The sequence below is a fragment of the Kribbella sp. CWNU-51 genome, from assembly GCF_054073265.1.
Genome location: NZ_JBSXMZ010000051.1, coordinates 40,950 through 55,602 on the forward strand (window position 1 = coordinate 40,950; position 14,653 = coordinate 55,602).

Genomic DNA, 14,653 nt, shown 5'->3' on the forward strand with positions numbered 1-14,653 from the left:
CCGCCGGCGGGTGCACCGGATCGGCGATTGTGATGGCCTGGAGGTCCGCAGGTGGCCGCCGACTGGGCGTGGCGAACCACCCCGCACCCCGGAGGCGCTCGCGGGTGGTGGCGCTCACGCCCGGACCTGCGCCACTGATCAAGCCGGCGCCGCCTGCGCGGATCACGCTCAGCGGCGGGTCGGCATGAGCCCAACGGCCGGGTTGGTCAGTGGTGTAGGTCCGCGCCGGGGGCGGCGGTCGTCAGGCCCGCGTCAGTGGCTGCAGCGAGCAGACGCTTGTCGTAGGTCACGAGCGCGGTCAGTTCCAATCCCTCGAGGACCAGCGTCTGTGCGCTTGCGAGGTGGATGGCGTCGAGCGTGCGCAGCATCGGATCCGGATAGGCGGCTGCTGTCGCGAGGAGTGTCTCGTCGATCGGGATGCGGTTGAGCTTGGCCAGTAGCGTCGGCACTGCCACCAGCCGGCCCGGATCCGTTCGCCGCAAGGCCCGAGGAACCTCCGTCGCGACGAGTGCTGAGGCCACGAGCGCCTTGTCCGACTCGGCCGTCAGCCAGGCGTGGAGGGCCTCGGTCTCCTTCTCCGGCCGGATCAGTTTCACGATCGCGGCGGAGTCGAGGTAGATCACAGGCGTTCCTCGCGGAGGGCGGAGATGACCTCGGCGGAGTCGATCGACAGATCGAGCTCTCCTGGCGGCAAGGCGGGTGGTGTGGGATCGCTCGCCGGGGTCAGCCGGCCGCGACGGACGAGATCCGCGATTCCGTGTTCGCTGTCGTCGATCGGGACCAGCCGAGCGGCCGGGCGGCCGCTGACGGTGATCTCGAGGGTCTCGCCGCCGGCCACGCGCGCCAGCACGGCGCTGGTGTGCTGGTTGAGTTCACGTACCGGAATGCTGTCCATGATCTCAGTGTAGAACACAACGTTCTACATCAGCCAGCTGACTCAGACGCTTCACCGCCAGCCAAAGCCTCGGCGAGCCGGCGGTACTCGGCGCGGGGCAACCGGCGCTTGGTGCGGTCCGGAGTGTCGGTCTGCCAGGTCAGGAGCTGAATCGCGACGTGATCGGCTCCTGCCTGGTGGTGTTCGGTGATTCTCGCCAGCACGGTGTCCGGATCTCCCCACGCGATGGTGGCGTCGATCAGCCGGTCGCTGCCGCCGTGGGCGAGGTCGTCGTCGGTGAAGCCGAGCCGGCGCAGATTGATCGCGTAGCCACGCTTCGTCAGGTAGAAGTCGAGGGCCTGGCGAGCGATGGCGCGTGCCGTCGGCGGGTCGGTCTCCATCACCACCCTCGGCCCCGCGAGCAGTGGCCCGGGGCCGAGCGCCGTACGAGCCGACGCCGTGTGATCCGGGGTGATGAGGAACGGATGGGCGCCGCGGCTCCGGGCGGCCGAGAGCGCCAGCATGCGGGGTCCGACTGCCGCCAGGATCCTGGCCTCGGCCGGGACGCCCGCCGCGTCCAGCTGGTCCAGGTACTGCGTGAGTTCGCGATAGGGGGACAGCGCCCACTGGGCCGGTTCGCGGGGTCCGTTGCCGAGGCCGAGCAGCAGTCTGCCCGGGGACCGCTTCTCGGCTTGGTGGTACGCCTCCGCGACATCGGCGGAGCTGTGCACCCAGATGTTCACGATCCCGGTAGCGACCGTGATCCGCTCGGTCGCCGCGAGTGCGGTCGCCGCCAGGTCGAACATGTCCGGACCGTTGCCGAGCCAGATGGTGCCGAATCCCAGTTCCGCCAGTTCGACGACGGCCTCCCGCAACTGGTCGCCCTCCTGGGCCCAGAGTGACGACGGCGCCCAGATCCCGACGGTTCCCAGCGGCCGGGCGTGCTGATCCGATGGCATAGCCCGACGGTATGGCCCGGTGGCCGTACCGTCAGGATCCACTTTTCAGCCAGTGGACCGGTCGTGGTCAGATGGCGATGGTCGGGCGGGGGTGTACTCGGTCGGCTGGGGGGTTGTAGGCGTGCCAGGCGGTGGTCAGGCGGGTGACGGCCTCGGTGAGGTCGTCCGGGCGGGCGCGGAAGTGGAGGCGGACGTAGGGGTCGCTCGCGCCGGTGACGTCGAGGCCGGCTCCGGGGAGGATGGCTAAGCCGTGGCGGAGGGCGGTTTGGGCGAAGGAGTTGCCGTCGCCTTGGGGGAGTTTCACCCAGAGGGTTTGGCCGCCTTGGATGGTTGGGACGTGCCAGCTCGGGAGGTGCTCGGCCAGGAGGGCTTGGAGGTGGTCGTGGCGGGATTGGAGTTCTTCCGCGCGGCCGAGGTCGTCTAGTTTGGTGACCAGGTGGGCTGCGGCCAGCTGGGTGGGGACGTTGCCGCCCAGGTCGTGGACGGCTCGGATGCGGGCCAGGCGGTTGACGAGAGGTACGGCGGCGCGGATCCAGCCGATGCGGAGGCCGCCCCAGATGCTTTTGCTGAGGGAGCCGACCGAGACGACCGCGTCGCTGAAGGCCGCCAAGGACATGGGCCGCGGCTCACCGGGGAACCCGAGGTCGGCCGGCACCTCGTCCTCGATCAGTGGTACGTCGGCCGCGACCCTGGCCAGTCGCTCACGGGCCAGCGGGGGCAGTACCGAGCCGGTTGGGTTCTGGTACGTCGGGATGACGTAGGCGGCCGCTGGACGACGCTCCCGGACAGCGGCCTCGAAGCCGTCGAGTCCGGCCGGCAGACCGCGCAGCACCGCGCCCTTCTCCCGGAACGCCTCCAAAGCACCCGGGTACGTCGGCGCCTCTACCAGCACCTGATCGCCAGGCGACAGCAAGGCATGGGCCAGCAACGACAGCGCTTGCTGCCCGCCGTTCGTCACCAGGATCTGGTCCGGCGTCGTCGGCACACCCTGCTCGGTATAACGGTCGGCCAGCGCCTCACGCAGTACCGGATGGCCGTACGGGTAGTACCCGATATCACCCGAGATCCGGCTGAGCTCCGGCACGATCCGCGCGTACGCCTCGGCCAGTTGCGGTGGCGGATCGCCGGGCGCGGCACAGATGGCGAGCAGTACGTCGTCGTCCCGCGACTCCAGGGAGTCAAGGAAGATCGGATCCACGGGGGCGTCCTCGAGAGGACCGGTGCTCGGCGTACCCGCGACCCGCGTCCCACTGCCCTGACGGCGAGTGATCCGGCCCTCCGACCGGAGCAGTTCGTACGCCCCGACCACCGTGGTCCGCCCGACTGCCAGCGCGCCGGCGAGCGCCCGGTCGGGTGGCAGCAGCACACCGGGAGGTAGTTCGCCGTCGTCGATCAGCCGGCGGAGGCGGGTCGCGAGCAGCACGTACAGGGGGCCGCGGCCGGACGACCAGCGGCCCAACCGCTCAACCACCTCGATTGGCCTCATTCGCGAACCAATTCTGCCGGATTGGCTCTGGGGATGCCAGCGAAACCCTCGGACGATGGCGGCATGGCCACCTTTCCCCCCAACGACATCGCGTCGCTGACCGCCGAACATCCCCGGCACGACCTGGGCGAGAGCTACGGGCCGGACCTGCGCCTGGGCGACCTCCTGACCCCGGAGCTGGCCGACCTCGAGCTCGGCTACGGCACCGCGCCCGGCGACCTCCGGCTGCGTACGGCGATCGCCGTACGCGACGGCGTACGTCCGGAGCAGGTCGTCGTCACGGTCGGTGGAATGCACGCGATCTTCCTGCTCGCCTACCTGCTGGTGGATCGCGGCGGTCAGGTCGTCACGACCCAGCCGCTGTTCCCGTCGACCGGCAACGCCTACGCGTCGATCGGTGCCGACGTCCGCGTAGTCCCGCTGACCTTCGACGACGGCTACCGCCTGACCGCCGACGCCGTCCGTGCGCAGCTCACGCCCGACACCAAGCTGGTCAGCCTGACGACACCACAGAACCCGTCCGGAGTCGCCGTACCCCACCAGACCCTGGAAGAGATCGTCGCCGCCATGGGCGAGATCTGCCCGGACGCGTACCTGATGGTCGACGAGACCTACCGGACCGCGGCGTACGGCGATGATCCGATCGCGGCGACCGCGGTCGACCTCGGCCCGAAGGTCGTGACGGTCGCGTCGCTGTCGAAATGCCACGGCGCGGCGGCGCTGCGGATCGGCTGGATCGTCAGCACCGATGCGGACCTGGTCGACCGCGTGGTGACCGCGAAGTTCAACACGGTCGTGTCCGCGTCCCCGGTGACCGAGGCGCTCGCCGTCCGGGTGCTGGAGCGCGAGGACGAGATTCTCGCCGTACGACGGGCCTGGCTCGCCGAGGGACTGGCCATCACCGAGGGGTGGGTGCGGGACAACAGCGACGTGATCGAGTGGATCCAGCCGGATGCGGGTGCGCTGTGCGCGGTCCGGCTGAAGCCGCACGTCGATCTGGGTCGATTCCGCCGGGCGGCCGCGGACTTGGGTGTGCGGCTGGCCGACGGCGACTGGTTCGGCGACGAGCCCGGGGTGTTCCGGCTCGGGTTCGGATTCCCGCCTCCGGTCGAGCTGAAGGCAGCCCTGGATGCGCTGCGTCAGGCTGTCGATGCCGCCCACTAGTCTTTGGGTGTGCCGGAGGTTTATGACCCGCTGACCGATCCTGCACCGGCGCACGATGTGCGTGCGGTGTTGCGGATTCGGGCGTTCCGGCGGCTGTGGATCGCCTTCGGGCTGTCCAGTCTCGGCGACTGGATCGGGTTGCTGGCGTTGACGGCGATGGCGAAGGCGTTCGCCGGCGACGACTACCAGGCGGCGAACTTCGCGATCGGCGGGGTGCTGTTCCTGCGCGTGCTGCCCGCCCTGGTGATGGGCCCGGTGGCCGGCTGGATCGCGGACCGGTTGGACCGGCGCTGGACGATGATCATCGGCGACCTGATCCGGGCCGCGTTCTTCGTCAGCATCCCGCTCGTCGGCACGCTGACCTGGGTGCTGGTGGCGACCGTGCTGATCGAGATCGTCAGCCTGATCTGGGGTCCGGCCAAGGACGCGAGCGTGCCCAACCTGGTGCCCCGGCACCGGCTCGAGGCAGCCAACCAGCTCAGCCTGATCACGACGTACGGGACCGCCCTGCCGGCCGCGGTCATCTTCACCGCGATCACCCTGGTGTCCCGCTGGGCCGGTCACTTCGCGATCGACCTGGCCGTGTACGTGAACGCCGCGACCTTCGTCATCTCGGCGTTCGCGATCCTGTCGGTCGCCGAGATCGGCCGCGCCATCCACGAGCACGAGGACCACCCGACGCTGTGGCGGACCATGGTCGAGGGCTGGTCCTACGTCACCGGTACGCCGGTGGTCCGCGGTCTCGTGGTCGGGATCTCCGGCGCGTTCGCGGCCGGAGCGGTCGTGATCGGCCTCGGCCGGACGTATGTCGAGGGTCTCGGGGCCGGCGACCCCGGGTACGGCGTGCTGTTCGGCGCTGTCTTCGGCGGTCTCGCACTCGGCATGGGGTTCGCGCCGCGGCTCTTCTCCGGTCTGTCCCGGCGCCGGCTGTTCGCCGCCGGCTTGGTCGGCTCAGGGGTCTGCCTGGCCGGACTGGCGCTGATCCAGCAGATCGAGATCGCCACGATGATCGCGATCCTGCTCGGCTTCTGCGCCGGCGCCTCCTGGGTCTCCGGCTATACGCTGCTCGGTCTCGAGGTCCCGGACGCGGTCCGCGGCCGGACCTTCGCGTTCGTCCAGTCCGCGGTACGCACGGTCCTCGCGGTCACGCTGGCGATCGCGCCGTTCGCGGCTGGTGCGATCGGCCGGCACACGTACACGATCGGCGGCAAGTCGGTCACCTACAACGGTGCCTCGATGACCATGCTGATCGCCGCGATCCTGGCCGGGGTGATCGGGCTGATCGCGTGGCGGCAGATGGACGATCGTCCGGGCGTCCCGTTCTGGCGCGACGTACGGCGCAGCTTCGGCAAGACTACTGGCGTGTATCCGACCACCGGCCTGTTCATCGCGCTCGAAGGCGGTGAGGGCGCGGGGAAGTCGACGCAGTCCGCGCTGCTCGTGGAGTGGCTGAAGGAGCAGGGCCAGCAGGTCCTGCTCACCCGCGAGCCGGGCGCGACCGACCTCGGCAAGACGCTGCGGCAGATCGTCCTCGACCCGGCCACCGGCGACATCTCGCATCGTGCCGAGGCGCTCATCTACGCCGCCGACAAGGCCGAGCACGTGGACTCGGTGATCAAGCCCGCGCTCAAGGCCGGCGCCGTCGTCATCACCGATCGGTACGTCGACTCCGCGCTGGCGTATCAGGGATCCGGGCGAGACCTCGACCTGTCCGACGTCGAGCGGGTGAACCGCTGGGCCACCGACGACCTCCGGCCGAACCTGACCATCCTGCTCGACCTGCCGCCGAAGAGCGGCCTCGGGCGCTTCGCCGAGCGGGATCGGATCGAGTCTCAGTCGCACGACTTCCACGAGCGGGTCCGGACCGCGTTCCTCGAGCTCGCCGCCGCGGAGCCCCAGCACTATCTGGTCCTCGACGCCACCCAGGACCGCGACGACCTCGCCAAGCAGATCCGCGCCCGGCTCCAGCCGATCCTTCCGAAGGTGGACCTATGAGTGTGTGGGACGACCTGGTCGGGCAGCAGCCGGCCGTGGCCGTGCTGACGAGGGCCGTGGCCAGCGCGGCGGCCGGGATGCGGGGCGAGACCGGCGCCGCCGTGGCCGGGATGACGCATGCGTGGTTGATCACCGGCCCGCCCGGATCCGGCCGCTCGAACGCCGGGCGGGCGTTCGCGGCCGCGCTGCAGTGTCACGACCTGGGCTGTGGCGAGTGCAACGACTGCCGTACGGCGCTCAGCGGCGCGCACCCGGATGTGTCGCTGATCCGGACCGAACTGCTGTCGATCCGAGTCAGCGAGATCCGTGAACTCGTCCGCCGGGCGGCGATGAGCCCGACCCAGGGCCGCTGGCAGGTGATGGTCGTCGAGGACGCGGACCGATTGACCGAGCAGGCCGCCGACGCGTTGCTGAAGAGCATCGAGGAGCCCGCGCCCCGGACGGTCTGGGTGCTGTGCGCGCCGACCGTGGAGGACGTCGTACCGACGATCCGGTCGCGGTGCCGGCTGCTGGTGCTGCGGACGCCGCCGGTGGCCGCGGTGGCGGACATGCTGACCAGCAAGCACGGGGTGGATCCGGAGCTGGCCGGGTTCGCGGCGCGGGCGGCGCAGGGGCACATCGGGCGGGCGCGGGCGCTGGCGCGGGACGAAGAGGTGCGCGACCGGCGGAACAAGGTGCTCGAGGTTCCGTTCGCGTTGCGGGATCTCGGGGCCTGTCTGAAGGCTGCCCAGCAGTTGGTCGAGGCGGCCAAGGACGAGGCCAAGGCCAGCGCCGAGAAGGTCGACGAGAAGGAACGGGCCGCGCTCGAGCAGGCGCTCGGCGTCGGGACCAAGGGCGCCAAGCCGCGCGAGGCCAACGCTGCGCTGAAGGAGCTCGATGAGCAGCAGAAGGCGCGCGCCAAGCGCTGGGAACGCGACGTGCTCGACCGGTCACTCGTCGATCTGATGGCGCTCTACCGGGACGTGCTGGTCGTGCAGACCAACGCCGGCACCGAGTTGATCAACGCCGAGCTGCACCCGAACATCGAGCAGCTGGCCGGCCGGACCACGCCGGAGCAGACCATTCGCCGGATCGGCGCGATCACCGCCTGTCGTGAGGCCATCGAGGCCAACGTCGCACCGCTGCTCGCCCTCGAGGCGATGACCGTGTCGCTGTTCGAGGGCCGCAACGACGGCCCGCACGTCCCGCGCCGGGTCCAGCGATAACCGCGTGGTCACTTTCTGAGACTGCCGTCCGATTACTGGGCAGCTGCTGTAACACCGAGACCGACCAGTCCGATGTTCGGGTGTCCGAGCATTACCGCTCGGCCGATCGCCGAACGGACCCTCATGAGCCAGCCGCCCCCTCCGATCCAGCCGGCGCGGCCCTCGCTGCCGCCGGCCGAATCGTGGTTGGCCGGCGTACCGACACCGGCGCAGCAGCGGCAGGACCGATACGCCGTGGCGGCGTTCGTGACCAGCCTTCCGGGCCTGGTCCCGATCGCCCTGGTGCTGGCCGGGATCGCGTTGCGCCGGATCAAGCGGACCGGCGGCCGCGGCAAGAAACTCGCGTACGGCGCCCTGGCGGTCAGTCTGTGCTGGATTCTCGCGACCAGCGTCGCGGTCACCCTCAACGTGCTCGGCGAGCGTCGGGCCGGCATCGGCCGGACCGTCGGGATCGCGCAGGTCGCCGTCGGGCGGTGCTTCGACGCGGACCTGGAGGCCGCAGCCCTGCGGGTGGTGCGGATCGCGGACTGTGCGGTTCCGCACACCGGGGAGGCGTACTCGAAGGTCCGCGCCAGTCTGACCGGCCTGGCCGCCGACCAGACCCAGACGGTCGCGACCCAGCAGTGCGCGACCGCGTTCAACGCGTTCGTCGGGAAGCCGTACGAGCGGTCCGAACTGGACATGTACTACGTCGTGCTGGAAGATCGTGCTGTTGCTGATGGCAACGTCCTGTGCCTGCTCGGAATGCCGGGGATGCGGCTGACCGGTAGCATGCGCGGATCGCAACGGTAGTACTCGCGGGGGAAGAGTGACGCAGCCACCATACGACCCGGACGCGGGCCGCCCACAGGACGCGCCGAGGTCGTTCCCGACCTACGGCCGGCCCGACCAGCCGCACGCCCAACAGCCCGCCACCCCATGGGCCGCCCCGGGCCAGCCTCAACCCCAGCAGCCGCCACCGTCTTACGGCCAATCCCAGCCGCCGTATGGGCAGCCTGGTGGCCAAACGCCGTACGGGCAACCTGGTGGACAGGCGCCGTACGGCCAACCGCAGTACGGGCAGCCGCAGTATCCGGCGTCGTACGGCCCGGCGCCGGCGCCCTATGGGTACGGCTATGGGTATCCGGGGACGACGGGTGGCACCAACGGGCTGGCCACCGCGGCGCTGGCGACCGGCATCGGCGGCATCTTCTTCGGCCTCGCCGCCCCGGTGGCGATCGGCCTGGGCATCGCCGCCCTGGTCCAACTCAAGAAGCGCCAGGAAACCGGCAAGGGAATGGCGATCGCCGGCCTGGTCATCGGCTCCCTGACCACCATCGGCTACCTCGTCCTCTTCGGCGTCCTCATCGCGATCGGCTCAACCGTCGACGACAGCTCCAGCGGCCCCGAGCCCGTCTCGTCAGCTCCGGCCGACATCACGTACGTCGAATACCTGGCCGTCGGCGACTGCTTCGACGACGGCGAGGACGACAACGAGGCGATCCGAAAGCCCTGTGCGGAACCGCACGACGCCGAGATCATTGCCGATGTCACGCTCCCGGATGGTCCGTACCCGGGCGACAAGGGTGTTCGCAAGGCTGCCGACAACACCTGTGCGACGCAGTTCGGCACGTACGTCGGCACCCCGGCGGACGAGTCCGAGCTCGAATACGTGTACTGGTCACCCGACGAGAGTCTGTGGAACCACAACGACCGCCTGGTGGTCTGTGCGGCGTACGGACCGGACGACGAACCGCTCACCGGGAGCGTGAAGGGCACCCACCGCTAAGCACCCCAAGCGTGCGACGCCGGCAAGAACGCGTCGGGTGGGTAGGAGCGCGCATGGGTCGAGCTGGCCCCCGGCAAGTACTCTGGCGCCGTGGGCATGGTTATGGCGGTGTCGTTCGAGCGGTACGGGCGGCTCTATTACCTGGACCCCGGCCCGCATCGTCCGCGTGTCGGGGACAAAGTGCTGGTTCCGACCGATGACGGGCCGGAGGTGGCGGAGTGCGTGTGGGCGCCGCAGTACGTTACCGAGGAGATCGGCGGGCTGCCGCTGTGTGAGGGTGTCGCCACGGCCGCGGACCTGGATCGCGACGAGCAGAACCGGCAGCGGCGCGCCGACGCGCGGGTGATCGCGAAACGGACGATCCGGCAGCACGGTCTGCCGATGAAGGTGGTCGGTATCGACTTCGTCGACCGCCGCGCGGATGTCGATCAGCTCGTCATCGTGTACTTCTCCGCGCCGCACCGGGTCGATTTCCGCGAGCTCGTGCGGGATCTGGCCAGGGCTCTCCGGGCGCGGATCGAGCTGCGGCAGGTGGGTGCGCGCGACGAGGCCCGGCTGCAGGGCGGGATCGGGCCGTGCGGGCGGGACCTGTGCTGTGCGACGTTCCTGAAGGACTTCGAGCCGGTCAGCGTACGGATGGCGAAGGACCAGGACCTGCCGCTGAACCCGTTGAAGATCTCCGGCGCGTGCGGGCGGCTGATGTGCTGCCTGAAGTACGAGCACCCGCTCTACCAGGAGTTCAACGCGAAGGCGCCGGCGGCCGGGACGCAGGTGGAGACCCCCGCGGGTGATGGAGTGGTGGTCGGGCACAACGTTCCGAGCGACACCGTGGTGGTCCGGCTGGCGGCATCCGGCCGGCGGTGCGCGTGCAGCCGGGCGGACGTGTGCTCGCCGCGGCAACAGTACGAAGCCTCCAGTACGACGACCTCCGACGCGCCACTGCCCGAGGAGCTGGCCGACGTCGTGCCGGACGAACCCGGGGTCACGGACACACCGGCAGCCCAGGCTGTGGCCGAAACGCCACCAGCTGAAACGGGGGCCGAGACGACGGCGGCTGAGACGCCCGAGGAGCGGCGGCCACGCAAGCCACGGCGCCGGCGCCGACTGCACCACGAAGACGAGGGAGAAAGCCCGCAGTGAGATTCCGCAGGACAACCGTGCTGGTGGCAGCCCTGGCGGTGCTCGTGAGTGGGTGTGGGGTGGCGAGTCGCGCGCAGGATGCGGGTGACGGTACGGCGACCGGGACCGGGGCGAATCCGCCGAAGGGGCCGGTCGGGCCGATCCCGGCAGGGCTGGAGAGGTTCTACCAGCAGCAGCCGGACTGGCAGCGCTGTGGCTCCAACCAGCAGTGCGCCACGATCACTGTGCCGCTGGACTACACCAAGCCGACCGGTCAGACGATCGAGCTGCGGGCGCGGAAGGTGTCGGCCAGGGACCGGGCCGGGAAGATCGGGACGTTGTTCATCAATCCGGGCGGGCCGGGTGCCTCCGGGGAGAAGTTCGCCGCCTCGGCCGGGTTCGTGCTGGGCTCGTCGCTGCTGCGGAAGTTCGACGTGATCGGCTGGGACCCGCGCGGGGTCGGGCAGTCGACGCCGGTGCGCTGCCTGGACACCGGGCAGATGGACAAGTTCATCGCGACTGACGGCAGCCCGGACACCGAGGCCGAGATCACCGACCTGAACAACGAGGCGAAGATCCTCGCGGACGGCTGTGAGCAGCGCTCCGGCGAGCTGCTGCCGCACGTGTCGACCCAGGACGCCGCGCGCGACATCGACGTACTGCGGGGGATCGTCGGCGACCCGGAGCTGTACTACCTCGGCTTCTCGTACGGCACCTACCTGGGTGCGACGTACGCCGAACTCTTCCCGAAGAACGTCGGCCGGCTGGTGCTCGACGGCGCGGTCGACCCGTCGAAGACCGCGAAGCAGAACAACATCGCCCAGGCGAGGGGCTTCGACACCGCGCTGGACGCGTTCGCGGAGGACTGCGCCCAGCGGTCGTGCCGGCTCGGGAGCAGCAAGGCCGAAGTGCTCGCGAAGATCGACAAGCTGATCAAGGACAGTGACGCGACCCCGCTGCCCGGCGACGGGAAACGCGAGGTCACGCAGGCCCTGGTGTTGCTCGGCGTGTTGTCCCCGCTCTACCTGAAGCAGCTGTGGCCGCAGCTCGAGGATGCGGTCCTCGACGGCCTGGCCGGGAACGGCGCCCGCCTGCTCGCGCTGGCCGATCAGTACACCGACCGCGAGCCGTCAGGCTACTCGGACAACGCCAACGAGGCGATCTACGCGGTCAACTGCCTGGATCGCCCGGACATCACCTCGGTCGCGGAGGCCAAGGCGGAGATGCCGGAGTACGAGGCGGCCTCGCCGCGGTTCGGGAGCGCGTTGCTCTGGGGCTCGCTGCCGTGCGCGAACTGGCCGGTGAAGGCCGAGGACAAGCCGCACGCGATCAAGGCGGCCGGCGCGAAGCCGATCATGGTCGTCGGCACCACCCGCGACCCCGCGACTCCGTACGAATGGGCCGTCGGGCTCGCGCACCAGCTGGAGAGCGGCGTGCTGATCACCCGCGACGGCGACGGCCACACCGGCTACAAGCAGGGCAATCCGTGCGTGGACAACGCCGTGGAGAGCTACCTGCTGCAAGGTACGGCGCCGACCGCCGACATCAAGTGTTAGCGGGCGCGAAGCGCCGGAAGTCTGTTCAGTTCGGCCGGGTATCGCCGGCTGCGGGCGGGAGCTGCAGCGTGTCGGTGGCGTGCTGGAGGATGGCGCGCAGGCCGGCCTCGTCCTGCGGGCGCCCGCCGACGGTGATCTCGACCGCGGAGCTCGTGCCGCCGTCGGTGGAGATCCAGCGGGACAGGCCCATCCGCGGCCCGCGCGTCTGGTCGACGTACGTGTAGATCAGGGTGCCGTTGTCGCGGCTGATCACCTTGAGATCGCGCTCATCGATGCTGCGGGCCCGGGCCGCTACCAGCTTGTCCGGGGACTCGTTGCTGCCGCGGGTGTCGAACCGGAGCTGCCAGACGCCGGTCGGGTCGAGGAACCGCGGCCGCGTGCCGGCCTGGGAGCTCTTCCACCCGGTCGGGACCTCGGCCGACACCGGTGCGTCCGCGCTGCCGAAGGTCTGTACGGCGTACTGCAGGGAGTCGGGCTGGAGCCCGTCGGTCCGGGCCGGCGTCTTGGAGGCGGGTTGACTGTTCACGATCCCGGCCGGGGTGTCGTCGCCTGCCAATGGATTGCCGTTGAAGGCGAGCACCGCGCCGAACACGGCTACGCCGACGGTCATTCCCGCCAGCGTCATCAGCAGCGCCTGGTGCCTGGGCGTGAGCATCCCGACCTCGCTTCCCTCTCTCCCGGCCGATTATCCCCGACAACAGGGGCGTCTCCGCAATCGGCCGCCAGGGATGAGCACAAACTTCATCGCGGCAGTACGCTGACACGTCGTGAGCACGCACGACCCCGCATTTCACCAGGCCCTGCAGCGATATGACGCCGGTACGGCGGAACGCGCCGACCTGAAGCTGCTCACCAAGCAGTTGCTGAAGCTCCTGGTCGCGAAGGCTCCCGGACACGCGGTCGAGGTGCGGGTCCCGCCGTACGGCGCGGTCCAGTGCATCGAGGGCCCGCGGCACACCCGGGGTACGCCGGGCGCCGTGGTCGAGCTCCCGCCCGAGCTCTGGATCGACCTGGCCCTCGGCCGCGTCGCCTGGGCGGACGCCCGCCAGTCCGGCAAACTTCGCGCCAGCGGCGAACGCACCGACCTGAGCGCCCTGCTGCCGCTGGCCTGAGAGCGCGAACATCGCAGACAGCACTGAGCCGCGGCACCCCCAGGATGCCGCGGCCGCGTGCGTCTCACGGTAGGGACACATCGGTTCTTCCCCGGCGATCGGAGCTGGCACTATGTGCCAGTGGCAGCAAGTGTCCGCGCGTGGCTGGCCCGGCTCCGTGTCGATCTGACCCCGTGGCACAGCTCTCGCGACTACCGCATCCTGCTGGTGTCGGGATCGGTCTTCTTCCTCGGCGGCATGTTCGGGTACGTCGCGCTGCCGTACCAGCTGTACCAGCTCACCGGCTCGAATTTCGCCGTCGGCGCGATGGGCCTGGTGACGATCGCGCCACTCGTCGTCTTCGGCCTGTACGGCGGCGCCCTCGCGGACCATGTGGACCGCCGGAAGCTGCTGATCGGCACCGGCATGGCGCAGGTCCTGATCTGCGCGGCACTGCTCGGCAACTCGTTGCTGGACCACCCGCAGGTGTGGCTCATCTACGTCTGCGGCGCGCTGAACGCGATCGCCACCTCCCTGCAGCGGCCGAGTCGGGAGGCCCTCCTCCCGCGGGTCGTGCGGCACGAGGAGATCCCGGCCGCGGTCGCGCTCAGCTCGCTGACGATGCAGGTCGGCCAGCTCGCGGGCCCGGCGCTCGCCGGCCTGCTGATCGGCGCGGTCGGCGTGACCTGGGCGTTCGCGGTCGAGCTGACCGGCCTGGTGCTCGCGACCGCGCTCTACCTCGGCCTGCGCCCGTACCGGACGAATGAGCACAGCACGCCGCCGAGCCTGCGCGCGATCGGCGGCGGGATCGTGTACGCGTTCCGCCGCAGGGACCTGCTCGCCACCTACCTGGTGGACATGGTCGGGATGTTCCTGGCGATGCCGATCGTGCTGTTCCCGGCGTTCGCCACCGAGGTCCTGCAGCAGCCGAAACTGCTCGGTCTCCTCTACAGCGCCGAGGCGATCGGGGCGATGTGCGCCAGCCTCACCAGCGGCTGGGCGAAACACGTCCACCACCAGGGCCGGGCCGTCGTCCTCGCCACCATCTGCTGGGGTGCCGCGGTCGGGATCGCCGGGCTGGCACCGAACATCTGGTTCGCGATCGCGTTCTTCGCCGTGGCCGGTGCCGCGGACATGGTCTCGGTGCTGTTCCGGTCGGTGATCTGGAACCAGACGATCCCGGACGAGATGCGCGGCCGGCTCGCGGGCATCGAGATGCTCGGCTACTCCCTCGGTCCGCTCGGCGGCCAGGCCCGTTCCGGCCTGGTCGCGGACCTCACCGGTGTCCGGGTGGCGATCGTGAGCGGTGGCGCCTTGTGCGTCGTCGGCGTGATCGGGACGGCGGCCTGGCTGCGCGAGTTCTGGCAGTACGACGCACGCACCGACGAACATGCGGTCCGCGAAAGGGAACTACGCACAGCCAGTTAAAGTCTTGT

14 protein-coding genes are annotated in these 14,653 nt (G+C 70.1%); 9 read left to right on the forward strand and 5 right to left on the reverse strand.

Translation table 11 applies throughout. The features are described from left to right. Positions 1 to 206: 206 nt before the first annotated feature. From ACXC9Q_RS37305 to ACXC9Q_RS37320, 4 genes are all read right to left on the reverse strand, one after another. Complete coding sequence (locus ACXC9Q_RS37305; protein ID WP_457061365.1) at positions 207 to 623, reverse strand: type II toxin-antitoxin system VapC family toxin; 417 nt, start codon at positions 621 to 623, stop codon at positions 207 to 209. Next, positions 620 to 895, reverse strand: a complete 276-nt coding sequence (locus ACXC9Q_RS37310; RefSeq protein ID WP_457061366.1) for a type II toxin-antitoxin system Phd/YefM family antitoxin — start codon at positions 893 to 895, stop codon at positions 620 to 622. The genes ACXC9Q_RS37305 and ACXC9Q_RS37310 overlap by 4 nt, the downstream gene beginning before the upstream one ends. A gap of 29 nt (positions 896 to 924) precedes the next feature. Continuing rightward, on the reverse strand, positions 925 to 1,833 hold the full coding sequence (locus tag ACXC9Q_RS37315) for a TIGR03620 family F420-dependent LLM class oxidoreductase (RefSeq protein ID WP_457061367.1): 909 nt from the start codon (positions 1,831 to 1,833) through the stop codon (positions 925 to 927). Between the two features lie 67 nt (positions 1,834 to 1,900). Then, on the reverse strand, positions 1,901 to 3,319 hold the full coding sequence (locus ACXC9Q_RS37320) for an aminotransferase-like domain-containing protein (RefSeq protein ID WP_457061369.1): 1,419 nt from the start codon (positions 3,317 to 3,319) through the stop codon (positions 1,901 to 1,903). A gap of 63 nt (positions 3,320 to 3,382) precedes the next feature. On the opposite strand from ACXC9Q_RS37320, the gene ACXC9Q_RS37325 reads away from it, so the two are divergent. The 7 genes from ACXC9Q_RS37325 (at position 3,383) to ACXC9Q_RS37355 (ending at position 12,126) form a co-directional block, all read left to right on the forward strand. Continuing rightward, entirely contained in the window at positions 3,383 to 4,483 is a 1,101-nt protein-coding gene (locus tag ACXC9Q_RS37325) for a pyridoxal phosphate-dependent aminotransferase (RefSeq protein WP_457061371.1), read from the forward strand. 9 nt (positions 4,484 to 4,492) lie between these two features. Beyond that, positions 4,493 to 6,478: a dTMP kinase gene (gene tmk, locus ACXC9Q_RS37330; protein WP_457061373.1), complete on the forward strand. Its 1,986-nt coding sequence runs from the start codon at positions 4,493 to 4,495 to the stop codon at positions 6,476 to 6,478. After that, positions 6,475 to 7,683, forward strand: a complete 1,209-nt coding sequence (locus ACXC9Q_RS37335) for a DNA polymerase III subunit delta' (protein ID WP_457061375.1) — start codon at positions 6,475 to 6,477, stop codon at positions 7,681 to 7,683. The genes tmk and ACXC9Q_RS37335 overlap by 4 nt, the downstream gene beginning before the upstream one ends. Positions 7,684 to 7,806: 123 nt before the next feature. After that, positions 7,807 to 8,475 (forward strand): DUF4190 domain-containing protein, encoded by a 669-nt coding sequence (locus ACXC9Q_RS37340; protein WP_457061376.1) that lies wholly within the window; start codon positions 7,807 to 7,809, stop codon positions 8,473 to 8,475. Positions 8,476 to 8,491: 16 nt separating this feature from the next. Continuing rightward, complete coding sequence (locus ACXC9Q_RS37345; protein WP_457061377.1) at positions 8,492 to 9,451, forward strand: DUF4190 domain-containing protein; 960 nt, start codon at positions 8,492 to 8,494, stop codon at positions 9,449 to 9,451. A 96-nt stretch (positions 9,452 to 9,547) separates the two neighbouring features. After that, positions 9,548 to 10,591: a PSP1 domain-containing protein gene (locus ACXC9Q_RS37350; RefSeq protein WP_457061608.1), complete on the forward strand. Its 1,044-nt coding sequence runs from the start codon at positions 9,548 to 9,550 to the stop codon at positions 10,589 to 10,591. Next, entirely contained in the window at positions 10,588 to 12,126 is a 1,539-nt protein-coding gene (locus tag ACXC9Q_RS37355; protein WP_457061378.1) for an alpha/beta hydrolase, read from the forward strand. The genes ACXC9Q_RS37350 and ACXC9Q_RS37355 overlap by 4 nt, the downstream gene beginning before the upstream one ends. A 25-nt stretch (positions 12,127 to 12,151) precedes the next feature. Here ACXC9Q_RS37355 and ACXC9Q_RS37360 read toward each other — a convergent pair whose 3' ends face one another. Continuing rightward, positions 12,152 to 12,781 carry a hypothetical protein gene (locus ACXC9Q_RS37360; RefSeq protein WP_457061379.1) on the reverse strand — a complete coding sequence of 210 codons (630 nt, stop codon included), beginning with the start codon at positions 12,779 to 12,781 and terminating at the stop codon, positions 12,152 to 12,154. 112 nt (positions 12,782 to 12,893) lie between these two features. Here ACXC9Q_RS37360 and ACXC9Q_RS37365 point away from each other — a divergent pair, with 112 nt between their 5' ends. After that, complete coding sequence (locus ACXC9Q_RS37365; RefSeq protein ID WP_405070718.1) at positions 12,894 to 13,238, forward strand: sterol carrier family protein; 345 nt, start codon at positions 12,894 to 12,896, stop codon at positions 13,236 to 13,238. Positions 13,239 to 13,358: 120 nt separating this feature from the next. Beyond that, entirely contained in the window at positions 13,359 to 14,645 is a 1,287-nt protein-coding gene (locus ACXC9Q_RS37370; protein WP_457061381.1) for an MFS transporter, read from the forward strand. The last annotated feature ends 8 nt before the right edge of the window (positions 14,646 to 14,653 follow it).

Excerpts from the sequence above, each read along its gene's own strand:
- ACXC9Q_RS37310 (WP_457061366.1), bottom strand. The coding sequence starts at position 895 with ATGGACAGCATTCCGGTACGTGAACTCAACCAGCACACCAGCGCCGTG.
- ACXC9Q_RS37315 (WP_457061367.1), bottom strand. The coding sequence starts at position 1,833 with ATGCCATCGGATCAGCACGCCCGGCCGCTGGGAACCGTCGGGATCTGG.
- ACXC9Q_RS37320 (WP_457061369.1), bottom strand. The coding sequence starts at position 3,319 with ATGAGGCCAATCGAGGTGGTTGAGCGGTTGGGCCGCTGGTCGTCCGGC.
- ACXC9Q_RS37325 (WP_457061371.1), top strand. The coding sequence starts at position 3,383 with ATGGCCACCTTTCCCCCCAACGACATCGCGTCGCTGACCGCCGAACAT.
- ACXC9Q_RS37335 (WP_457061375.1), top strand. The coding sequence starts at position 6,475 with ATGAGTGTGTGGGACGACCTGGTCGGGCAGCAGCCGGCCGTGGCCGTG.
- ACXC9Q_RS37340 (WP_457061376.1), top strand. The coding sequence starts at position 7,807 with ATGAGCCAGCCGCCCCCTCCGATCCAGCCGGCGCGGCCCTCGCTGCCG.
- ACXC9Q_RS37350 (WP_457061608.1), top strand. The coding sequence starts at position 9,548 with ATGGTTATGGCGGTGTCGTTCGAGCGGTACGGGCGGCTCTATTACCTG.
- ACXC9Q_RS37360 (WP_457061379.1), bottom strand. The coding sequence starts at position 12,781 with ATGCTCACGCCCAGGCACCAGGCGCTGCTGATGACGCTGGCGGGAATG.